Origin of the sequence: Sinomonas terricola (assembly GCF_034931225.1) — a bacterium.
GTDB lineage: Bacteria > Actinomycetota > Actinomycetes > Actinomycetales > Micrococcaceae > Sinomonas > Sinomonas terricola.
The window spans coordinates 57,455-79,319 of sequence record NZ_JAYGGQ010000019.1 but is presented as its reverse complement, the minus strand read 5'-3'; the positions used below and the strand labels follow the sequence as shown (position 1 = coordinate 79,319).

Annotated in this window: 20 protein-coding genes and 1 pseudogene; 7 read left to right on the top strand and 14 right to left on the bottom strand. The window is 67.0% G+C overall.

The genetic code is table 11. The features are described 5' to 3' along the window. Window positions 1-438: hypothetical protein (locus SPF06_RS19855; protein WP_323280890.1), on the bottom strand; the 438-nt coding region annotated here is incomplete at its 3' end. A gap of 447 nt (window positions 439-885) precedes the next feature. On the opposite strand from SPF06_RS19855, the gene SPF06_RS19850 reads away from it, so the two are divergent. From SPF06_RS19850 to istB, 4 genes and pseudogenes are all read left to right on the top strand, one after another. Further along, entirely contained in the window at window positions 886-1,497 is a 612-nt protein-coding gene (locus SPF06_RS19850; protein ID WP_323280889.1) for a LysE family translocator, read from the top strand. A 138-nt stretch (window positions 1,498-1,635) separates the two neighbouring features. Further along, window positions 1,636-1,893, top strand: coding sequence for a hypothetical protein (locus tag SPF06_RS19845; RefSeq protein ID WP_323280888.1), 258 nt, complete (start codon window positions 1,636-1,638; stop codon window positions 1,891-1,893). A gap of 423 nt (window positions 1,894-2,316) precedes the next feature. Beyond that, window positions 2,317-3,459 (top strand): annotated as a pseudogene (locus SPF06_RS19840) (IS21/IS408/IS1162 family transposase). Further along, a complete protein-coding gene (gene istB, locus SPF06_RS19835; RefSeq protein WP_323280887.1) occupies window positions 3,456-4,232 on the top strand; it encodes an IS21-like element helper ATPase IstB in 777 nt (258 codons plus the stop codon). The pseudogene SPF06_RS19840 and the gene istB overlap by 4 nt, the downstream one beginning before the upstream one ends. A gap of 229 nt (window positions 4,233-4,461) precedes the next feature. On the opposite strand, the gene SPF06_RS19830 is transcribed toward istB, so the two are convergent. From SPF06_RS19830 to SPF06_RS19815, 4 genes are all read right to left on the bottom strand, one after another. Further along, window positions 4,462-5,202: an alpha/beta fold hydrolase gene (locus SPF06_RS19830; protein WP_323280886.1), complete on the bottom strand. Its 741-nt coding sequence runs from the start codon at window positions 5,200-5,202 to the stop codon at window positions 4,462-4,464. 262 nt (window positions 5,203-5,464) lie between these two features. After that, window positions 5,465-6,556 carry an SIR2 family protein gene (locus tag SPF06_RS19825; RefSeq protein WP_323280885.1) on the bottom strand — a complete coding sequence of 364 codons (1,092 nt, stop codon included), beginning with the start codon at window positions 6,554-6,556 and terminating at the stop codon, window positions 5,465-5,467. A gap of 239 nt (window positions 6,557-6,795) precedes the next feature. After that, window positions 6,796-7,965 carry a PDDEXK nuclease domain-containing protein gene (locus SPF06_RS19820; RefSeq protein WP_323280884.1) on the bottom strand — a complete coding sequence of 390 codons (1,170 nt, stop codon included), beginning with the start codon at window positions 7,963-7,965 and terminating at the stop codon, window positions 6,796-6,798. 348 nt (window positions 7,966-8,313) lie between these two features. Continuing rightward, window positions 8,314-8,499, bottom strand: coding sequence for a hypothetical protein (locus SPF06_RS19815; RefSeq protein ID WP_323280883.1), 186 nt, complete (start codon window positions 8,497-8,499; stop codon window positions 8,314-8,316). Between the two features lie 214 nt (window positions 8,500-8,713). Between SPF06_RS19815 and SPF06_RS19810 the strand changes: the two genes are divergently transcribed. Then, window positions 8,714-9,046, top strand: a complete 333-nt coding sequence (locus SPF06_RS19810; RefSeq protein WP_323280882.1) for a helix-turn-helix domain-containing protein — start codon at window positions 8,714-8,716, stop codon at window positions 9,044-9,046. A 148-nt stretch (window positions 9,047-9,194) separates the two neighbouring features. On the opposite strand, the gene SPF06_RS19805 is transcribed toward SPF06_RS19810, so the two are convergent. Both SPF06_RS19805 and SPF06_RS19800 read right to left on the bottom strand, forming a co-directional pair. After that, on the bottom strand, window positions 9,195-10,601 hold the full coding sequence (locus SPF06_RS19805) for a toll/interleukin-1 receptor domain-containing protein (protein ID WP_323280881.1): 1,407 nt from the start codon (window positions 10,599-10,601) through the stop codon (window positions 9,195-9,197). 741 nt (window positions 10,602-11,342) lie between these two features. After that, on the bottom strand, window positions 11,343-12,179 hold the full coding sequence (locus tag SPF06_RS19800; RefSeq protein ID WP_323280880.1) for a hypothetical protein: 837 nt from the start codon (window positions 12,177-12,179) through the stop codon (window positions 11,343-11,345). A 783-nt stretch (window positions 12,180-12,962) separates the two neighbouring features. On the opposite strand from SPF06_RS19800, the gene SPF06_RS19795 reads away from it, so the two are divergent. Together SPF06_RS19795 and SPF06_RS19790 are read left to right on the top strand one after the other, a co-directional pair. Continuing rightward, window positions 12,963-13,268, top strand: a complete 306-nt coding sequence (locus SPF06_RS19795; RefSeq protein ID WP_323280879.1) for a hypothetical protein — start codon at window positions 12,963-12,965, stop codon at window positions 13,266-13,268. 951 nt (window positions 13,269-14,219) lie between these two features. After that, window positions 14,220-15,362 (top strand): DUF3800 domain-containing protein, encoded by a 1,143-nt coding sequence (locus tag SPF06_RS19790; protein ID WP_323280878.1) that lies wholly within the window; start codon window positions 14,220-14,222, stop codon window positions 15,360-15,362. A gap of 936 nt (window positions 15,363-16,298) precedes the next feature. On the opposite strand, the gene SPF06_RS19785 is transcribed toward SPF06_RS19790, so the two are convergent. The 7 genes from SPF06_RS19785 to SPF06_RS19755 all read right to left on the bottom strand — a co-directional run bounded on the left by SPF06_RS19785 (window position 16,299) and on the right by SPF06_RS19755 (window position 21,858). Further along, window positions 16,299-16,868, bottom strand: a complete 570-nt coding sequence (locus SPF06_RS19785; protein WP_323280877.1) for an HD domain-containing protein — start codon at window positions 16,866-16,868, stop codon at window positions 16,299-16,301. 107 nt (window positions 16,869-16,975) lie between these two features. Continuing rightward, window positions 16,976-17,509, bottom strand: a complete 534-nt coding sequence (locus SPF06_RS19780) for a hypothetical protein (protein WP_323280876.1) — start codon at window positions 17,507-17,509, stop codon at window positions 16,976-16,978. A 27-nt stretch (window positions 17,510-17,536) separates the two neighbouring features. Continuing rightward, window positions 17,537-18,133, bottom strand: a complete 597-nt coding sequence (locus SPF06_RS19775) for a hypothetical protein (protein WP_323280875.1) — start codon at window positions 18,131-18,133, stop codon at window positions 17,537-17,539. A 9-nt stretch (window positions 18,134-18,142) separates the two neighbouring features. Continuing rightward, complete coding sequence (locus SPF06_RS19770) at window positions 18,143-18,352, bottom strand: DUF3592 domain-containing protein (RefSeq protein WP_323280874.1); 210 nt, start codon at window positions 18,350-18,352, stop codon at window positions 18,143-18,145. Window positions 18,353-18,357: 5 nt separating this feature from the next. Continuing rightward, window positions 18,358-19,482, bottom strand: a complete 1,125-nt coding sequence (locus SPF06_RS19765) for a transglycosylase SLT domain-containing protein (protein ID WP_323280873.1) — start codon at window positions 19,480-19,482, stop codon at window positions 18,358-18,360. Then, window positions 19,475-20,035 (bottom strand): hypothetical protein, encoded by a 561-nt coding sequence (locus SPF06_RS19760; protein ID WP_323280872.1) that lies wholly within the window; start codon window positions 20,033-20,035, stop codon window positions 19,475-19,477. Before SPF06_RS19760 ends, SPF06_RS19765 begins: the two co-directional genes overlap by 8 nt. Next, a complete protein-coding gene (locus tag SPF06_RS19755) occupies window positions 20,032-21,858 on the bottom strand; it encodes a type IV secretory system conjugative DNA transfer family protein (RefSeq protein WP_323280871.1) in 1,827 nt (608 codons plus the stop codon). The genes SPF06_RS19760 and SPF06_RS19755 overlap by 4 nt, the downstream gene beginning before the upstream one ends. Window positions 21,859-21,865: the final 7 nt, after the last annotated feature.

Genomic DNA, 21,865 nt, shown 5'->3' with positions numbered 1-21,865 from the left:
CCCGGCAGAGGTTGCCCCGACGATGTTCACCGCGTCCGGCCACACGTGGATGACGAAGCCCTCCTGGTCGAGCTGCTTGACCAATGGCGTTTCGGTGTTCTCCGGAACGGGTCCGACGTTGATGGGCACCATGCCCGGGAAGGCTGATTTGGCCTGCGAGTAGTCCGACTGCGGCAGCTGGACGCCGGTGGCGATCCCGATGACCCGGACCAGGTCGGCCGCAGCCGCCCGGGTGACCGTATCTGCATCGTTCGCGACGACGACGACGGCCAGCGCCTTGCCTCCGCTGACCAGCGTGACTACCGACTTGTCATCGCGCTGGGCGAGTCCAGTGTTCGAAGATTCAGCCGAGGCGGGCGATATTGCCGCCTGCACCGCCAGGGGCGCCATCGCGGCACCTGCAATCAGCCGCAAGACGTTGCGCCTGTTGTGTTCCATTCAGTCAGTTCCTCTCAGGGGGATTGGGATTCCGATCTCCGATCGCGTGCCCTGCCGGACCGGCCTCGTGGGCAGGAACGGCCAGAAAGAATCCCAAGCCGTCCGGATGATCGGTCTCGGCGGCGCGGGCGGAAATCTCTGGGCGGGGCGCCTCGTGGGGCCCCGCCCAGGATCGTCGACATCGAGAGATTCCCGATGCATTGCCTAGAACCTAGGTCCTAGGTTGTAGGATTGGCAAGAGGTCGAGGGCATCGACATCGAATCCGATTCGCAATCGGCCATCGGCGCGGGCGGCAGCGACGCCGGCGGCCCAAGAGACGCCGAGGGATAGGATCCAGGATCGATCTGTGATCGCCGCGATTCGTCATCCGTGCCGATCGCCGGGTGGAGATGTCTGTCTGACTGCGTAGGCGGAGATCTGCGGACTAATGGCCTTGGAGGCTGAGTATGAGCATCGCGTTCTTCCTGACCACCATTGTTGTGGTTGCGACCCCAGGCACTGGTGCCGTGTACTCGATCGCCGCCGGCCTGTCCCGCGGCGCCAAGGCAGGTGCTGTCGCTGCGTTTGGATGCACCCTCGGCGTAATTCCCCACATGGTCGCTGCGATCACCGGCCTTGCAGCAGTCCTGAATGCTTCCGCGGTGGCGTTCCAGACCATCAAGTTGGTCGGCGTCGCCTACCTGCTCTTCCTCGCCTGGCAGACTCTCCGTGACGAGACGGTGATCGAGATCGAGGCCGCCACCGTCCAGGTCCCATTCTGGCAAGTCATCAGGACTGCGGTGCTCATCAATCTGCTCAACCCAAAGCTCACAATCTTCTTCTTCGCCTTCCTCCCTCAATTCGTGCCGGTCGGTGGCCCAGACAGCACATTGAAGATGGTCTGGCTGAGCATGGTATTTATGGGGGTGACTTTCGTCGTGTTCGCCCTCTACGGACTCTTCGCGGCAGTGATGCGCAGCCAAGTGGTGAGCCGCCCGAAAGTCATGACATGGCTGCGCCGGACTTTTGCAGCGACCTATGTGATGCTGGCTGGCCGCCTCGCTCTGGAAACCCGATAGCTACACCGGAGGACGTGAATCCGCTCTTCGGCGACCACAAGACCCACCCATGCGGCCCGCCAGCCCGAGATTCCGTCCGGAGGCCTGCTGCTTGCTTAACGCGCCGAAGTGCAGGCCACGCAAGACACGGGGCCCAGGGTGGCGTTCCGCCTTCCGGTGGAGCGCTTCACGTGGGGCTACGGACAATGGCTGCGCAAACCCACCGCGCGTTCGCACGAGGCGACTCCGCCCCAACGCAGCGGTCGGGAGGCCCTGCGCTCGGACACGCCGTTCGAGCGGGGACTGCGGGCCGCGGGAGACGCGTACGTCGGTTTCTCCGTCGCACACCCGCAGATCCTCGCGGTCATGTTCGCGGCCAGGCACGACGTCGAGGCAAGCAAGCGCTGCGAGCGGTGAGCCACGCCGAGATTGACGACTTGGTCGCGATGATTTCCGCAGCGCAAGCCGTAGGATTTGTACGGTCCGGAGACCCCGTCGAGCTCGCGATGATCGCCTTCGCAGCTGTCCACGGAATCGCCTCACTCATGACCGCCCGGATGCCGCAGCATCCGTCATTGGCTTTGTGTGGTCCGGCCTAGCGCCCGGATAGATTCGGGGGTGCCGAGCGCTGTCGGGACTCGACCGCAGGTTGCAGTCCCACGTTGAACCGTCCCAGCTCAGCAAGGAATGGGTCGCGTTCACCGGCAGCGACCCCAGCCCAGCATGGCCCACACCGTCAGGTGGCAGGATGAGGTCCGGATGTCGGCGCTCGTGAGGAATTGAGCAGGATCGCTCCTGAGGAATTGAGCACCTCGATCCACGATTGGACGGGTGATCACTGTGGAGGATTGGGCTCTGATCCGGCAGCTCCATCTGGCGGAGGGGGTGCCGCAGGCTCAGATCGCAAGGCAGCTGGGCCTGTCGAGGAACACCGTCGCCCGCGCCCTGAGATCGGAGGGACCGCCGGTGTACCGGCAGCCTCCGCGGCCGTCGGCGTTCGATGGGTACGAGGCCCGGGTGCGGGCGATCCTGGGCGAGTTCCCCTCGATGCCGGCCTCGGTGATCGCCGAGCGGCTGGGCTGGCCGGGCTCGGAGTCCTGGTTCCGGAAGCCCAGTGCGACCTGTGGTTCCCGCCGCACCGGGTGCCCTCCGGGGACGGGGGAATGGGACTCGTTCCCGGTCCTGGTGGTCGTGGCCTCGTACTCGCGGTTCATCACCGCCAGAATGCTGCCCACCCGCAGAACCCCGGACCTGCTGGCCGGGATGTGGTCTCTGCTCTCGGGCCAGCTCGGCGCGGTGCCCCGGCGGCTGGTCTGGGACAATGAGGCCGGGATCGGGCGCCGGAACATCCTCGCCGAGGGGGTGGCCGGCTTCTGCGGGAGCCTGGCGACCAGGATCGTGCAGCTGAAGCCGTTCGACCCGGAGTCCAAGGGCATCGTCGAGCGGGCGAACCGGTTCCTGGAGACCTCGTTCCTGCCCGGGCGCCGGTTCCAGGGGCCGGAGGACTTCAACGCCCAGCTGGGCGAATGGCTGGTGCGGGCGAACCAGCGCACGGTCCGGGCCTTGGGCGCGCGCCCGGCCGACCTGCTCGAGCTCGACCGGCGCTCGATGCTCCCGCTCCCGGCACTGGACCCGCCGGTGGGGTTCCGCCAGCGCATCCGCGTCGCCCGGGACTACTACACGACCGTGCTGGGCAACGACTACTCCATCGACCCGATCGCGATCGACCGGCTCGTCGAGGTCCACGCGGACCTCGACCGCGTCCGGGCGCAGCTCGACGGGATGCCCGTCGCCGACCACCGGCGCAGCTGGGGCCGGAACGGGCGCGTCACCGACCCCGAGCATGTCCGCAGCGCGGCTCGGCTGCGCACGGCGTTCCAGCAGCCCCGGCCCAGGGCCATCGAGGACGCCGGCATCCTGCGCGACCTGGCCGAGTACGATGCCTTCTTCGGCATCGCGATCGACGAGGAGCCGATCCCGTGAGCACCGAGGCGATCAAGCGCATCGACCACCTCGCCAGAGCGCTGAAGGCCCCCCGGATCCAGGAGGCCGCGGCCCGGCTGGCAGACCAGGCCCGCGACGCCGGCTGGACGCACGAGGAGTACCTCGCCGCGGTCCTGGACCGGGAGGTCGCCGCCCGCGAGGCCTCCGGCTCCGAGCTGCGGATCCGCGCCGCCGGGTTCCCCGCCCGCAAGACGATCGAGGACTACGTCTTCGACCACCAGCCCGCGCTCAGGCGCGACGCCATCCTTCACCTGGCCGGAGGAGGGTTCCTCTCAGAGGCGGAGAACGTGGTGCTCCTCGGGCCCCCGGGGACCGGGAAGACCCTCGCGATCGCCCTCGGGATCCGCGCCGCCTACCTCGGCCACAGGGTCCTGTTCGCCACCGCGACCGAGTGGGTCACCCGCCTGCAGGGAGCCCACGCCGCGGGCAGGCTCAACGCGGAGCTGGCCAAGCTGCGCCGCTACGGGCTGATCGTGGTGGACGAGGTAGGCTACATCCCCTTCGAGCAGGACGCGGCAAACCTGTTCTTCCAGCTCGTCTCCTCCCGCTACGAGCACTCCTCGCTGATCCTGACCAGCAACCTGCCCTTCGCCCGGTGGGGCGACGTCTTCGGCGACCAGGTCGTCGCCGCGATGATCGACAGGATCGTCCACCACGCCGAGGTCGTCACCCTCAAGGGCTCCTCCTACCGGCTGCGCAACACAGAAATCGAAACCCTGCCTTCAGTCAGGGCAGAGAACACGTCAGACTGAAACCAAACGGCTGCTCACTTCCTCAAGAGCGAAAGAGCGCCATTCCTCAAGAGCGCTGACACCGGACTTGCCGTTCCCAGAGTAGGACCGTGCTGGTCAGCTTGTCGTACTGGTAAGGCTTGTGCTCGTCGGGGGTACCCGAGCGCGCTCCAGAACGGCTCGGCCACTGTGGAGTTCGTCTCGACGATCCCGAGACGAACACGCGTGGCGGTGGACTCTTAGGGCTGGTTCATGCGGTCGCAAATTGCTGGTTGAGCACGTTGCCGAAAGCTTCGGGATCTTCCAGCATCATCATGTGCCCCACGCCCGGAATCACCGTCCATGACGCCGCGCCGGCTCGCGCCCAAGCCGGAACGTCCCAGCCGCTCACGCTCCGCTCACCTGCCACAAGGTGAACCCTGTGGTGATCGAACACTCTTCTCAGCATGGCTTCATACTCAGGAGCAGCTGTGGTCTCGACGATTGCCGCTGCCGACTCCCACACGGTCCGCCAGGGCTGGTAGGCGAGAGCCTGCTCTGCCTTGGCAAGAATCGCCGGGGTGGCGGTAATGCCATCGGCGGCCAGGAACTCCTCAGGTGCAGTCAATCGCTTTTCAATCTCAGCTTGCGCCTGGTCTTCTTCCAGAGCGGCGATCGTTCGCGACCAGAAAGCGTCGGCGAGCGTGAAGTTGCCCTCGACCGTCGTGATCGTCTGCACAAGTTCAGGGGATTCGTCTGCCAGGGCGAATGCGTACACGGCTCCGATGGAGTGCCCGACAAGGTGCACTCGTTGCCCGGGGTGGAGGTCGCGTATGTTGGATCGAAGCGCTTCCACTTGCCCGCTCAGAGAGACTGGTTCGCCGATAAGTCGACCGTAGCCGCAAAGGTCGGGGGCCGAACATACGGCCGGGCTCAGCCGGCGGAACGCAGCGGGATCGTCGAGCGGACCAAAGAGCCCATGAACGAAGACAACCGAAACATCAGAGGTCACCAAGCAATCATGCCCTCCCACGGCGCCACCCGCCTCCAGCTCGTCGCATTCGCCTACGAGCACCAGCTCCTCGGCTGAACGGATAGCAGTTCCGACGAGGGATCGGCCAAAGGGAATTATGGGCCACCAGCAGCTAACACAGTGCGCCGCCACATAGCGATCAATCCACAAAGACTGCCCTCCAAATGGCAGTTCGAGGTATGGAGTGGCGTCCCAGCAGAGGATCGATTCATGAGACCCCTGGGGGAGCGGCTCCGCGCGTCTAGCGGGGGATGGTGTCTGGGGCCCTCCGGCCGTAGAGCTGCAAAGCTCGAATGTGGCTGGCGGAAAGTGTGATTTCTCTCGGGCTCGCGTCTGGGTAGTCCCTCCGAAGCCATTCAGCGAGACCGGTCTTCAGGCCGCCATCGGGGAGGGGTTCCTTGGACTTCTCACCGTTCACATCGCGATAAAGCCCCGGATCTTCGCCGTCGTTCTCGCACCAACCAGTCACAAGGTCTCCGCAGGTTGCGTCGACGAAGTCGGCCACACTTTTGAACCAGCGTCCTTCGCCAGAACTGGGAAGCACGTCTGGAAGCCTGCTTCGGGCTTCCTCGGCCGGATCCACCAGCGTTACGTCGGCAGAGGTGGAGGCACAGGTCGCCAGGAACGTTCTGGTGCCAGCGCCGCTGTGCGGGAACGAATAGCCGATGACGTCGATGGCGGTTGCCTCGCGAAGTGCAAAGGCAGCCCGCCGCCACTGGACCCTCAAAGGCGTGCGGTTGTAGTAGTGGCTTTTGCTGGTGGCGGGCGGGACGACGAACGGGGTGAGGTCCTCATAGAGGCGGGCGGAAATGTGCTGTTCTCGCAGGACGAACCGTTCAGTGGGCGGTGCATCTTCGCCGCTGTGAAGCCAGTTGATCGATCCGTGCAGCTTCAGCAGGGTCGCGGAAGGCCACGTCGTGTCCCCGCCCGAGGGGTACAAGGGCGGATTGAGCGACTTCCGCTGATCCAGGGCTATGCGGTACAGCTCGCCTTCCGTGCGGACCTTGCCGGCCCTTGCAAAGGCGAGTTCAAGGAGAGTGTCGTAGTTGAACGTCAGGATCAGCGCCTGCTCCTGCGTCCACTCCTCTACCAGCCGTTGGAGCCAGACCGGAGTGGTCGCACATGCCCGGTCCTGAGCGCCGGAGATGATGTCGTGGATCGCCCGGACGGCATCGACGAACTGTGCACGATTACGGAGATTTTCGCTGTCCTCCAGCCACGGTTCGTCACCTCCGAGGTGACCCAGCCAAGCTTCGACATCGTCGTTGAACGGCTTCAATGTCTCGTCGTGGAGGCCGAGACGTTCCAATACCATGGGGCCGAGTTCTTTCATGAGGGGCATCTCATCGCTGATCGCCCGTGAGAATCCTGCCCCGAGGAGCACCACCCTTTGCATGTCCCCAGTGTTACGCGGGACGTGTCCACATGGCATCCGCCTCGCCGGCCCGTCATCGGCGACGGCGCGGTGGACGTTTCAATTGTCCAGACGCCATCTGGACAATTGGGCCTGTCCTCTGGTTCTGGCCTCTAGGCTGGCACCATGGCACAGCTCGAGCCCGACTTGTCGTCGGGCTACCGGGGGCGGCCCTCCGTGAGGTCCAAGTCTGTGGTGTACTCGCGGTGATGGGTTTCGAGTTCGCGGCGAGTACGGGCCAGCTCGAGCTCGAGGGCTTCCTCGTCGGGGAGAGCGAGCCTGTACTCGGAGGCGAGCACGGGGTTGGGGAGCCCGTCGAGGGCGTACCGGGCCTCGTCTGCGCCCTTGTCGGCGCACAGGATGAGCCCGACGGGCGGGTTCTCCCCGGGCTTCATCCAGTTCTCGCGGGCGTAGTTCAGGTAGAGGTGCATCTGCCCGGCGTCCTGATAGGAGAAGCGTCCGATCTTGAGGTCGACGAGCAGCAGGCAGCGCAGCGTCCGGTGGTAGAGGACCAGGTCGACTCGGAACCAGGTGTCATCGAGGCGAAGCCTGCGCTGGCGGGCGAGGAAGGCGAAGTCGTCGCCGAGCTCGAGGAGGAACTCGGCCAGATGTGTGATGAGCGCGTCCTCGAGGTCGGTCTCGGAGTACTCGTCTTTCAGGCCGAGGAACTCGAGCACGAACGGCTCTTTGATAGCGTCTTCCGGGGTGACATGATTCGCCGGAGTGGCCTCGGCGCCGCGTTCGAGCATCGAGGCCTTGTCCTTCGAGAGCGCCGTGCGCTCGTAGAACATGGAGTCGATCTGGCGGCCGAGCTGTTGGACGGTCCAGCCGTTGCGCAGTGCCTCGGTCTCGTAGAAGCGGCGAGCCTCCGGAACCTTCACCGACAGCAGCCGGACGTACGCTGACCAGGGCAGCGGGAACCCGTTCGTGGGCAGGTCTCTCGAGCGGGTCAACGCCGGTCCGGCGCCAGGGGTACGGGCAGGGTCGGTGGGAGCCGCGAGGGATTTGCCAGACGGCGTCTGGCAAATCTGGTCGGGTGGCCAGGCGAGGTAGAACTGCCGCATCTGCTGGAGGTTCTGGCGGCTGAAGCCGCGCCCGAAGCGTTTGGTCAGATCGGCTGCGAGTCGTTTCAGGAGCGCTTCGCCATACGCCGCTCGGGCCTGGCCGGCCTGCTCGTCCTCGACGATGCGCCGGCCGACCTGCCAGTAGGTGACCGTCATAACCGCATTGACGCTGCGCGCGGCCGCGGCCCTGGCCCGCTCGAGCAGTTCGACGACGTCGGTCAGGACGGCGTCGTAGCCGTCGATGGGGGCAGGGGAGTCGTTCACAGCGGGTCTGCTTCCAATTGGCTCGGCCTTCTCGGGTTGGCTTCTGAATTCGTGAAACATCCCGCGGCTGGCATCGATGGGCCGACGATCCTGATGCTCGTTGTCGCCGCCTGAATCGTAGCCAAAGACGACCCCCGGAAGACGACAAGGACACTTAAGCTCTGGCGTCAACCGCGCCCAGGAAGCCGATCGCCGCATAGCTGTCAGGCAGGGCTTGGGTCGGAACCGAATACGCCTGAGAAAGGGGCACGCTCCACAGCATGAGTGCTCCGCCGCAGAGGTCGAAATCGACCGGCCCAGCCTCGAGGTGCCCCTAGGTACCCTCCACTTCGGGAGCACGCCTACGATTCAGCCCGCCGGCTGCTCTGTGTGGTACAGCGTCGAGCGGTCGACGCCGAGGTGCCGGGCGCTGACCCTCACGTAGGCCACCGTCTGGGCTGCCGGCTTGCGCCGCATGAACCCTTCTGTACCGCATGCATTGAGGCCGACGTATCCGCCGAGCAGGAAGGTCCTGCGTTGCTGGCTGTTCTCCAAGGAGGCGAGGCTGCGGGGCTTCGCCCGCCAGGAAAGGAGCCCTACGAACAGGGAAAGTTTCGGAAACACCGTTTCTCACCCTCCGGGAAACCGGTGTCTTAAGCCACACCAGACGGGAGTTCTCGCACCAAGTGCAACTCCCGTTGGTTAAGCGCCGATAACAGACCTTACGTCACCATTTAAATCCGTCGTACTTAAATAGTATGTTGGGGGCATGACGACAGACGCTCCCCTGAGCCTGCAGATCCGCGGACACGTCGCCGCGCTCATCGCCGACGGCGAGGAGGGCGCCCGGCTGCCGACCATGGGCGAGCTGCGCCGCCGCTTCGCCGCCTCCACCGGCGCCGTCCAGCAGGCCCTGGAGCCGCTGAAAGCCACCGGGGCCATCACCACGACCCGCGGCCCCCAAGGTGGGCACTTCATCGGCCCAAAGGCCGCTGCCGAGCCCCGGAGCGTCCTGCGCGAGCTCAGGGCCCAGCTCGAGACGGCCTCCGCTGCCCTGCGCACCGCGGCGTCGCTCCTGGGCGAGCTCGAGGACGCACAGTAGCTCGGGCTGCCAGAGCCGCCGCGCCCCGACAGCGCTTGGCTCGGCATGCAGGGCTCCTCATGTTCAATTCGCAGAACCGCGCCCGCCGAGCGGTGATCGCGTCGGGGTGGGCGTACGTATTCGAGACCGTCGTGGCTGCCGTATCGCACTAGTCGTCGCCGTCATTGTCTGTCGCCGAAGCTGCAGTACGATCGCGCTTGCTGTAGTAGCCGTCGAGAATGGGCGAGCGCAGAAATGTGTCGAGCAGCTCGTCGGTCGTTTCCGGAAGCATAAGGATCTTGACGGAGATGGCGATTCGATCCCGGAGGTCCTCGAGCGCGGCGCCCTCAAGCCTCAAAGATTCGGTGCTCGATGCCGCATGAAGGGCCTCCCACAAGGCACCGGTGAACTCCTTGTCTTCGAAGACCAAGTCGGTTTCGACTCGTGGCATCCGCAACGTCATCCACGGCCATATCGCCCATTCCGCCATCCCTGCAAGCAGCCCTCGGCGGGTTTCGCTAGGAACCCATGAACTCTTTTCCGAAAGCAGCCACGGGATGTAGTCGAAATTCTCGAACGCTTTCACAGTAGGACCATTAATGTCGCCTTGGACAAAGTTGCAGGCTATGAGACTCCAGTCGGCCTCGCACCCATCGACGACCCCGCGCAAGGCCACGTCCTCGGCGCATGTCTCCGTGCATGGATTGTGTCGACTCGGACGACGCGTCGATTCGTAGTAGTTCTCGATGGCCTGCTCGAACTCCCCGCCGACGCCACGGATAGCAAGCTGAGGCGCGTAGGCAAGCAAATATCGGAGGTAGAAGGTGTCCGAATGGCATAGATGACGTAGGGCGGGGTGGGCTTCGACGAAGGCGAGTACTTCGCTCGGTGGGGTGACTTGGGTAATCATGTCGACGTCCGCGTCTTCCATCCATTTCATCTGCATGGCCGCCCAAGCCACACGTAGGCCGCGAGCCGACGGTTCCGTCGACTTCGGAGGAAGCGGGAAGCCCCACCGGCCCCACCCCATTGCCTCTTGGAACGTCCCCTCCATGTCGTTCCGCTCGGCGAATGCCACGGTGTCCAACCACCAGTCGTCGGTCACGACAGGCGCCGACTGATCCCACGCGAGCAGCTCGTCGCGTGCTTCGATCAAGGTGGAACCCTTTGGGTGGATGACGCGGACGAGATCGCTCACAAGGGCTGGGATCGAGGATGCGCTATTCAACGCGTTGATATCGGCGAGCGGGGGCGAGTATGCCAGCACATCATCTTTAGTGACGTCGTGCCATATCGGAAGGATGACGCGCTCCTTCCCGCTGTTCTGGCGGGCTACCAGTCCGTTCAGTTCCCATTCAGTCCAGCCCTTGGAGAAGAAGCTCGGAGACAGAACCACGATGCCGAAGCGGGACTGGGCCAGACCTTTGTCGATCGACTGGCGAAGGCTGTCGCCGACGACCATCGAGAACTCGTCGTACCAGACCTCGACGTTCTCGGCCTGAAGCGCCTTCGCCAAGGGGCGGACGAAGTCGTTCTTGTCCTCGCTCGCATGGGAGATGAACACGTCATAGAGCACGAGCCCACCTTATTGATCCCGCGGCACGGTAAGCAGGTTCGCCACAGTCAGTCGAACCTCTCAGTGGCTGTGCTTGGCCTGGGCTCCGTCATTGCGGCGGTTAGCTTCATGGAAGCCGACACCCCACAGGACCTGCTGGGCCCACTGGCCAAGCCGCGGGACGCAGGCGTGGCCCCGACACCGTCGAGATCCTCGACAGCACCGAGATCAGCCACGCGACCCGACCTCGAAGCCGTGCCCAAGCTGTACAGACTCAGCGCCGCGCGCTTCGCCCGACAGCGGACTTGGCGGGAGAAATGGAGGCTGCGAGAAGCTGCTCCCGGACCTGGTGTTCGCTGCCCTCATGGTCCTCGCCCGGATGATGCTCGTCTCAGGGGCACCGCACCCCACCTCGCCGAGGTCAGATTCGGCGCACCCGTGATTGTTGGGCTTGATTGCCGCTGGGCTCACTCAGAGGGGATGCCCAGCGGCAATCAAGCTTTTCCGCGGACGTTCGTCCGCGTATGGTGGATGTGTATTGCCGGTGGAGCGGCGATACACAAGGCGTCTCCTTAGTGTTGGGAGAGGCTTTCGATCATCAGGTCGATCAGCACCTTGGCCAGGTAGTAGAGGACGCTTATCGTCACCTGTTGCCTGGCCTTCTGCTTCTCAGCGTTTGCTTTGCCCAAAACTCTCTCACCCCCTCTCTTGGGCTCGGAGAGAAGTCTGCGCGGCCGGGACGATGAGACGGGGCCGGCATGGCTACGAGCCCTTGCTCGCTGCATCGGCGGCGGCCTCGGCCAGATGCCGAAGCCGCTCGCGATGTGCGGTGGAGTAGACGCCGACTGGTGCCCGATGGACGATCTCACGGCGTCCGGCGGGGTGCTGCGGATCGCTTACCTTCTGGATCTTCTGGCTGATGAGGCCCTCCTTGACCAACTCCAGATAGCCCCGTTCGGCACTTCGCTCGCTAATGCCGTACCAATTCTTGGCACGGGCGACCGGCATGGTGAAAGTGAGCTTGCCCTTCGGATCCTGAGTCTCCTTCAGGATGATCAGCAGCATGGCCTTGGCAGGAAGCGACAGCTTGGTGATAGCGCCGTCGGTCCAGTAGTCGAACGGGACTGTAAAGAAGCCTCTCCCGTTCTCGCTCTTGAGTTCAGGCATCGGCTCTCCGCTGCCATCCTCACGCTTGAGCAAGACAACGGGCTGCTGCTTGGACCCCGACAGCTCGAGGAGGTCCATCTCCTGAAGCTCCCTGAACGCGGTCGATATCGTCCGCACCTTCCACTCCTGGCCGTCCGGGCTCAGAAGCTTTGCCCACGTCACGAGGGGAAGGGGGCTTCCGTCGAGGATGTTAGCCAGTGCGTGCACAGTGAGCAGCAGGTCCAGCGCGCGGGCCTTCTTGGCCGTGACAAGGTGGCCGAGCACCGAACCGCGCGAATCGCCGCCCTGCGGGTAGTCGTCCAACTGGACGAACACCTTTTCGATGCGCGCGTATCCGAGCTTCGCCTTGACGAAGAGTGTCTTTCGGGTCTCACTGGGACTCAGCTCTGCTTCGTCCTCGATGCCCGCGAAGGGGTCAATGTCGTAGTCCACGCCTTGGAGTCTACGAGGTTAGGCGACAGCACCGGCGCTTCCTTGCTCCCTTAACCTGCGTGATTAGGTGCCAACATTTTGAGAATATGCGAGTTCCAATGTGAGCCCAATCTGCGAGACCCCTGCGAGCCCCGTAGCAGGGGGGGTGCGGGGGGGCCAGGCACCTGGCCGGGGCGTGGAACTGTGCCCGTCCGAGCGATGCTGGCGGTTTCCGCGAGCAATTCGGAGATACCGGCTTCCCTGATCGAACGGGCATGGTTCGCTATCCGCTGGTGTGCCCTTGGTGCGAGTGTTCCGTCGATGTTCGTGCGCTCCGCCCTCAACCGCCTTCTGACCTGAAGGCGCACCTGAACGAGTACGCAGAGCGCGCCGCGCGCGAGCACGAGCGCTACACGGTCACGCGCACCCTGCCAGCGCAGGAGCGCGGCGTAGGGGGCTTCGTCGAGGCCGTCCATCCAGCCGATCTGCTTCCCGTTCCATTTGACTGGGGCGGTGAGCCGCGGCGGCGAGAACGACTCGTTGACCTCGAGGGAGACGGTGACCTCGGCCCGACCGAGGGGCATGCGCCCGGTGGTCTCCTCGAAATAGGCCCCGCCGTGGCATCGTGTGCCGGGATGGGCCTCGGGCAGCCTGGCCGCGGCCTGATGCGGACCAAGAGCGGGGGCTGTCGCCTTGACGAGCGGGGCTGCAGCCGCCTTCAGCCTGTCAAGCAATCCCATCGCGGTTCCCTCCCGAGTCTTGGTGGCGTGCGGCCAGCGTAACTCGGCGGACTACTCGACGACCGTGAGACGGACCTTGGTGCAGCCAGGCCACCAACCTGGCGGAGTCGTCGACGAGCTCCGCGCCGAGCGCAGCGCCGACGCGCCCCTCTCCGCCCCGCAGGCCCGCGCGGAGCGCATCGCGCAGCGTCCGCCGGCCCGCAACGCCCCCGAACACGCCGCCGGAGAGCACAGCGAAGCCGTCAGGACCGCCCTCGAGAAGATAAAAGCTAAGCGGGACGCCGAACAGGCGGCAGGAGAAGAGGCCGCTCGCGACCTCGACGATCAGACCCGCCGCCGCGATCGCGGCGGCCCGGGCATCGGCCACTGACCCGCTGAAATGCTCGTCCTGCGGCGAACCACTTGCCGGCTGGAGCGTGGCGTACGCGTTCCTGCTCAGTTTCCGCTGTCACCTGTAGATGTTCGTTGCCGCTGCGATGTTCCACGGCGAATCACTCAGTGAATCTAGATGCCGCTAACGAGTACTGGAGTCTTTTCCGATGCCATAACCTGAAACTTTTCCCAGTGGAGAGCTTTTTTCGTGGAGAATGTCGCTGTGGGATAACTGGACTCGTGTGAATCTATGGTCGCTTTTAATGTGTGTGTCTATGCGGATGTAAAGATGTAGGCCTTTAAGGCGGGTCTCTAACATTGGCGTTGAATCATTGCGATCGAGAGTTCGGATCTCTCTGTGCCCCACAAGAGTGGCTGTCAGACCTGACTGGAACCACGGAACTTCCGCTTGATTCCGGGGTTTTTGGCCAAGTCGGACCCGTGCTGGTCGGCCGCCGTGCCGCCGCCTCTCAAGCCGGACGCGCGACACGGGGACCGGGTCGCCAATTTGTCATTGCAGAAATGCGGGGAGGGGCGGTACCCTCGAATTCATCAGCCTTGAAATGGCTGAGGGTCCGCGGCAACGGACCCTCAGAATTCGGGGCTGGTACCCCGGCGGAAGGCAGGCGACCATGCGCTGACCATCTCGACAGGTCTCAGCGTATGCTCGCCCGGCCCGCCAAGCAAGGGGCATGGGCCGCGCCTTCCATGCTCCGCTTGGGAAGGAAGGAGGGGCGATGAAGCGTATCCGTCTGCTCCAGCTGTGGGTGAGCGTGCTCTCGCTCGCCCTCGGCTTGGTGCGCCTCTTGTCGCAGTGGCACTAGGCCCCTGCAGCGCCGGGCGGGGCTCCCTTCTCAGAGCCCGGCCCGGCCCACTGTGCGGCCCCGCCCGTGCCGACCCATCCCCGTAGACTCGACGGGAGCAGGCGGCAGAAGAGGGGGCAAACGCGATGGGGATGCACGGTTTCGGGCTCACGGATGACAGGCTCCGGACCCTGTACAGGACGGTCCCGGGCCCGGTGGCCTTCATCGACGAGAGCATGCGCACCCCGAACGACCTCGGCGAGCGGCCCTTCTACCTCATGAGCGGTGTTATCGTCGATCGCGAGCAGGGCTCGATCGTCCGCGATGTGCTCATGGACATCCCGGGGTCGCGCTACTGGCACACCTACGAGGCCTACAAGAGCCCCGCAGGCCAGCGGCTCATCGCCGAGATGATCAAGTACATCGGCCAGGCCGTCGAGTTCAACATCGTCACTGTCCAGGCAACGATCGACCGCTCCGACCGCACGCTCGAGCGGGCGCGGAAGGAATGCCTCACCGCCCTCGCCTCCGAGCTCACCCGCGGGACGGGCCCCAACGCGGTCCGCCTCCTCGTCATGGAATCACGCAACAGAGAGCACTACCCCAAGGGCGATGCCCACGACAAAGACACGGTCAGAGCGCTCAGGGCTGCGGGGTCGCTGCCGCGCGAGGTGACCACGCATCACACGTCCTCGGGCAAGGAACCGCTGCTGTGGACGGCAGATCTGGTCTCCTGGGCGCTGCGGCGCCGTCTCGCGGTCGACGACCGCGCGTGGTTCGCTCCCGTGGAGGACGTGACCACGGTGCTGCGCGTCGACGGGGCGGACATGGCCGTTAAACGAAGCAACCCCCATCGGCGTCAGCCAAGTCCGGGGGTCCAACCGGCTGTCTCCCATGAATCCGACCGCAGCCGGGAGAGAGGGCCAGTTGTTGCTTCACGGCCCAATATACACTTCGGCCGAACCGAGGGTGAATACCTCGCCGCCCTCCGCCGAGCCCCCGCCCCCGAGCACGGACGCACCGAGCGCGAGGTCGCCCTCGCTGTCGGCACCGGCGATCCCGCCCGGTTCGTCGCCGCCACCCGCGAGTACCTCCAGCGCCCGGACCAAGGCAGCCCCGCAGCCGAGGCCGTGATCGCCCAGGCCGCCGACCATATGCTCGGAGCCGACAACGCCAAGAAGGTCCGCGACGCGCTCGAACGACTCCGCGCCTCCCGCGACCCCGAGGATGACCCGACCGGCTACGACGGACCGGCGGCGCCGGGGCGCACACGCGGCATGGGGCGATAGCCCTTCCCCCGCGACGCACCGACGCCCAGCACCAGCGAGGTGCCGGGCGTCGTTCTCCGGCAGAGAGCCATCTGCCAGCCGATGGGCGTGCGCCTGCGAGGCTACAAGGGACGCCAGTCCAGGGTGGTGTCTGAGCGTGGAGCGGCCGTGCAGGGTCGCCGTCGCGAACACGCACAGCCCTGCCCCGTCGTAGCCATGGAGGCGCAGCGGCTCGGCGTCGTGGAATTCGAGGATGAGCGTCGATCCCGCCGGGTCGGGATGCGAGGCGATCACTCCCCGGTACCAGAAGCTGAGCCAGCCCCCGACGGTCCGGCACATGATCCGCCGGTCCGTCACGAGAGTGCGCACGGTCTGGTTCTCGCGCCACATCGGCTGTGCGGCCTCCAGCGCCGAGGAGCGGCTGACGGCGTTGCCGATCGCGGAGCCGATCATCGCCCCGACGACGAACGAGGGCCGCCCGAACGCGACCGTCGACGTCTGCGTGTACACCGCGTCTGTGCCGTACCAGCGCCCCTACTGCATCGGCGCCTCCATCAGCAGCACCTCGTCGGGCTCGAGCATGACGTCCCACGTGTTCAGCCGCACGGGCTGGGCCCCGTCCGCGAGCCGGTCCCGCAGGGTCATCGCCCGTTCGATCCCGCCCCGATACGTCGGCGACTGCGGCCTTGTGCTTCTCGGCCTTGGTGTGCCAGCCGAGCCGCCTGCGGAGCATCCTGAGGGCGATGACGACGTGCGCGAGCATCCACACCGCGAAGACGGCCATGACGGCGAACGCCGCCAGTCCCACGAACGCCAGCCCTGCCTGGTCCCGATGGTCCTGCCAGTACGACGCCGCGAGCACGAGGGCGGTGCCGCCCGCCGCCACCACAGCGGCGGGCCACAGGAACCATGCGAGGAACCGCGCCACGCGCAGAGCCCGGGCCGCTGTCATCCCGCTCACGCCCGGCCTCCGGCCCCGTGCCGGTGCTGCCGGTCCTCGAACCGCTCGACCGCAGCGAGCAGATGCGGGGCCGAGCGCGTGACGGCACGGTTCACCGGGTGGCCCTCCGGATACCTGGAAAGGATCTCTGCTATCCGGTCTACGGCGTCGACGGCTTCGCCGGCCGGGGAGGTGGTCAGGTCCGAGTAGGTGATCAGGTCGAGCAGGCTGTCCTCGGGCTGGGAGAAGGCGGCGAGCTCGGCGGCCAGGCCCCGTTCTTCGGCCTCGAACAGTGCGCCCGTGTGGTGTGCGATGAGCGACACGACCGTGGCGGGGAACCCGGCTGTCTGCGCGTGGGCGGCGCCGTCGACCGGGTGGAAGCCCGTGCGCGCGATCACGGCGGCGTAGCCGATGTCGTGCAGCCAGGCCGAGGCGACAAGGGCGTCGGCATCCTCGCGGGACAGGCCGCATCCCTTCGCCGCGGCCGCGGCTGCGGCCGCGACGCCGGCCACATGCGCCCGACGCCGCGGAAGATCGTCGAGCATCTCCAGCGCCGTCCGCCTGGCCCGGTCCGTGAGCGTTTCCATCGTTTCTTCCCTCCGAGGAAGCTGGGGTTGGGCCCGGGGCCGCAGGGGAGGCATGGGCAATGCGGTCTGCGGCCCCGGGGGTCAGAAGGAGCCAGAGGCGGGCTGTCTCATCGTCTGCTGAATGCGTAGCCGATTCCGATCGCGGCGACGGCGGCGACGAGGATCAGGAAGCCTCCGGCTGTGATCCCAAGCGAAGCGGCCGAGCGGGTCACCCATTCGTTGATGCCCCCGCAGACCAGGAACCCGCCGAGCAGGCCGCTCGGGATCCCGACGGCCAGCCGGCGCGCCCAGCCGTACAGCTCTCCGGTCAGGATGCCGATGTTGATCGCCAGGGCCAGGGCGAACCCGGCGTAGAGGAAGAAGAGCTGCCACACGACATCGCCGGAGGGGGCATGGCGGAACATCTGCATCGAGGCCACGATCACGAACACGAACCCGCCGGCCGCCACGAGATATGCCACGCCTTCCGGTCCCTCGATATAGAGGCGGCGCCCGAGTGCCCTTCCGATCCACGGCAGCGCAATCACGCCCGCCATCGCGATGGAGGCCCAGGTCCACCATCCCGCCCAGGCATCGGCGTTCCAGTCGGTGGCGTAGCCGATCTCCGGATGGCCGAGAACTGCCGGCAGTGCTGTCATCATCTTCCTCTGTCCTTCCCTTGGACCGGGTCAGTGGCCTTGCTTGACGGGCGGCTGGATCGCGGTGACGAGCCATGAGCCGTCGGGCTGGCGGTGCACGCTCAGCTGCCACGGCCCGTCGGAGGTCCCGACGAGCACGACGGCGTTGTAGGGGTCGGAGTCGCTGGCCTGGAGCGTGCCGGACGGGGCCGGGGAGCCGGTCGTCAGGTAGGCGGTGTCGACGCCGGCGAGGATGCCGCGCAGCTCGAGCGAGGAATAGGGGCCGAGGGCGTTCGACCATGCCGGCTGCGGTGTGCCGGGGCGCGCGTAGGAGCCCATGAACTTCACTGCGACCGTGGTCGCGGCCGCGCGGGACTGGGGCGACCACGCGGCGGCTGCGGGGGCCCCGTTGGGATCGGCCGGGGCCTGCGGCCCGGTCCCCCACGTCGGCGGCAGCGTCGATGAGGGCGTCGGCGCGGCCGCAGATGCCGACGAGGGGCTCATGCCCGCCGACGTCGGTGCGGGCGGGGCCGACGGCATCGGGCCGGGGTCGGAAGCCTGGGATGCGGCCGCGCAGCCGGCGAGGACCGTAGCCGCTGCGGCGAGGACGGCCAGTCGGGCCGGGAGTGAGCGGGCAGAGGAAGTCATCGGTCTCTCCTACATCGGGTCCATGACGACAGGCACGTGCGGGTTCGGGCCCCATCCCATGAGCGCCGAGATCACCGCGAGGGCGCCCAGCGCCAGGAGGACCGCTCCGAACCAGATGGGGAACTGCCTCTCGAGTCGGGGATGGTCGGGGTGCTCGGGGTCTACGAGCACGCTGAGGAACCTTCCGATTCGGCTCGTGAAGAGGGCTGTCGGCGGCATGGTGGTCAGCCTTTCTGGGGCACGTAGAGGAACGCGCTCGGGACCGTGTCCTTGACGGTGCGCGTGTAGTACTTGTGGTCGTCGGGGGCTGGGTTGCCGTTGTAGCCTTCCTCGACGTAGGTCCCGTCTCCGTTGAGGGCCTTGACGACGGCTACGTGCCCGTACACGGAGTCGGCGCCGCCGACGCCGGGGGCGTAGTAGACGACGGCGCCGGGCTTGGGCGTGTTCCCGGTGGGCCAGCCCTTGACCTGCCAGCCGGTCAGCCACGAGTAGGCGGGGCTCGTGGCCGTGGCCGGAGTGTTCGCCGATCCGAGGAGGTGCCCGTCGCCGCGGAAGGTGGCGTTGGTGGCCTTGAAGTCGCCGTTCTTGCCGCCGAGCTCCTGGTTCACGCGCCAGAGCGCGAAGTCCACGCACTCGCGGGAGTACATCCCCAGCGGGGAGGGCGCGCCGACCGGGGCCCACGCCCACGGCAGGTCGTTGCCGTCGCCGGCGGCCCCTGCCTGCGCGCAGGCGCCCTGCGCGGGCGGGGCGGCGCTGGAGCTCGAGGGCGAGGCGGCGCCCTGGGCGGCGGCGTACTTGGCGGAGTTCGCGAGGATCTTGGACACGTAGGCCTGGGTCTCGGCGTACGGGGGGATGCCGTGGAAGATCTGCACGGCCCCGATGCCGGCGTTGTGGCCGGCCAGTGCCAGGGCGAGCGGGTCGGTGCCGGACTTCGCGGCGATGGCCTGGGCCTGCCGGTACAGCTCGCCCATGTACCTCCCCTGCGCGGCGATCGCCGCGAGCGGGTCCTCGATGTCCTTCCCGCCTCCGTAGGCCTCCCATGTGCCGGGCATGAACTGCGCGAGCCCGCGCGCCCCGGCGGGGCTGGCTGCGCGAGGGTTCCACCCGGACTCGGCCTCGAGCTGCGCGGCGAGGACGGACGCGGGGATCCCCGAGGCCTGGGCGGCCTGGGCGACGGCGGGCCCCCACCCGTTGGGCACGGTGCCGTCCTTGATGCCCGGCCCGGCGGCCCCGCAGGCGGCCTGGGCTGGCGGGGTCCCGCCGCCAAACAGGAGCCCGACGGAGACGAGGGCGACGGTCAGGGCCGCGGGCAGGGCGGGGATGAGGAGGAGCCAGAGCCATCTACGCATCGGTGCCGGGTCCCTCGAGCTGATCGCGGAGGAAGTCGTCGAACTCGGCCGAGCCGGCGGTGAGCTTGCGTGTGCCCTCGGGCCCGTGGTGCCCGTCGCGCTGGCGGCAATTCGTGAACGTGTCACGTTCGGCGATCTTGCCCATGGTGGGCCACAGCACGCGGTGGAACCAGTCGGCAGGGGCGAAGGAGGGCTTGTGGGACTTGGGGCGGTAGGCGGCCGCGTGGGCGACCATGACGGCGGTGAGCTGCTCGACGACGTCGGGGTGCCGGTACCAGCACGGCTCGATCCACATGTCCGGGTTCGAGGAGTGCGAGAGGATGCGGTTCTGCAGCCAGGCGACGAAGTCGTCCAGCTCCGCCCACAGCTCGGCCCGCTGGGCTGCGTCGAGCTCGCGCCAGTGCCACGGCCCGCCGGCCGGGTAGTCGGCCAGCTCCGCGGCCAGGCCCAGCGCGAGCTCCTCGAGCTCTCCGAGGCGGTTCAGGATCTCCGGTACCCTCTCGGCGCCCGGAGCCGAGGGCGGCGCGTGCGGGGATTCGTCGGGGGCGCTCACGCGGCTTCCCCGGCGAGCTGCTCGGCCTCGTCCTCTGCGGCCGCGGCTTCTTCGGCCTCGGCACGGGTGAGGCCTTCGCGCTCGAGGCACCATTCCCTCGAGGCGCGGAAGTCGGCCGCGTCCGGGCGCTCCCACCACGGCACGACGTCGACGACGGCCTCGATCTCGCGGTACATGAGCAGCACCTTCCCGCGCGGGAGCTTGCGGATCTCATCGACCCGCATCTTCCGGTCCAGCTGCATCTGGGCGGTGGTGTTCAGCGTGGGGAGGCCGTCGTTCCCGCGCGAGCTCGAGGTCGAGACGTGCTCGACCCAGTGCTGGCCGATCAGGGCGGAGATCTTCTCGAGGAACTTCTCGTCGCTGATGCCGCCGAAGATGGTCTTCGCCCCGGCCGCGTCGAAGATCTCCTCGCCCTCGTTCCCCCACCGGGACTCGACCTGCGACGGGGACTGGAAGAACGCCTGGGTGTGGATGCCGTTGCCGCCGCCCTCGGTCATCAGGGACGGAAGCGAAGGCAGCGGGCAGGTGTTCGCGGCCTCGTCCAGGACCACGGACAGGTGGGTGTCGAGCCGGCCGGTGAGGGTCCGGCCCGAGCGGCGGATCGCGTGCTGGTTGATCCGCTCGACGAGCGCGGTCGCGATCGGGGCCGTCGAGGCGGTCATCGACTTGCGCACGATGCAGTACAGCGTGTTCGGGGCGTCGGTGAAGGCCTCGATGTCGATTCCGGGGTCGTCCTCGGCGGCGCAGAGCTGGGAGAGGACTTCCTCCTTGAGCATCGGGGCGATGATGGTGGCCAGCGTTGTGCGGGTGTTGCCGATGGTGTCGGGGTTGTCCTGGCGGCACCACTGGTCCAGGGCGGCCGCCCACGGGCGCACGTTGGGCGACTTGTCCCGGATGATGTTCGCGGGCTCGTTGTCCCTGAAGTTCTGGCTCCACGCGACGACGTCGCGCATCGACCCGCCCTTGAGGGCGGCAGCGTGCAGGAAGCCCTGAAGGATCGTGATGCACCCGGTGCGGAAGTAGCGTTCCGTGCCGTCCATGTCGCCCATGCCCTTGCCGGGCTTGGCGTTGACCATGGCTGCGGCCATCTCCTCGGCGACCTGCGAGTCCTCGCACCCGGCCACCATGTCCCAGCGCAGCTTCTCGGGCCACTGGGAGAGCCCGTCGAAGTCGGCCACGTACACCGTGCCGCCTTCGATCGCGGAGCGGATCCCGGCGGTGACGCGCAGCACGTCGGGGCGGGTGCTGGTGGTGATCACGGCGCCGGGGGCGTCGGCGACCATGCCGGCTGCCATGAACGCGGTCTTGCCCCACCTCGGCGGTGCGATGGTGCACCCGGTGTCCTCGGTCCGGACCGCGATGGGAACCCCGCCCTGCCGGTACGCGGCCGGGGCGAGGGTCGGGTCCTCGCCGCCGATGATGCGCTCGTTCATCTGCTTGGCGGTGGAGAGCCCGTGCTCGCCCTCCCCCTTGGCGCTGCGGCCCCGGAGGCGCTTGGCGAGGATGATCCAGCCCAGGTACGCCCCGTACAGGGCCGCCAGGAGCAGGGCGAACACGGCCACGGGCCAGCCCCAGTCCCCGGCAGGGTGGCCGTTCACGGCCACGGGGGAGGCGGGCTTGCCCGCCACCGGGAACAGGATCCCGATCGTGCCGTACAGGAGGGCGTTCAAGGTCGCCTGGGGCTGGCTGAACGGCAGCCCGGTCGTCGCTGCCAGGGAGGCATGCCAGAGCAGGGCCACGGCCGCGACCCATGCCCACATCCTGACCTTGGCCCAGAAGGAGCCGCCTCCCTTGTGCGGCGCGGCCTCGATCCGTTCCGGCATGATGTTC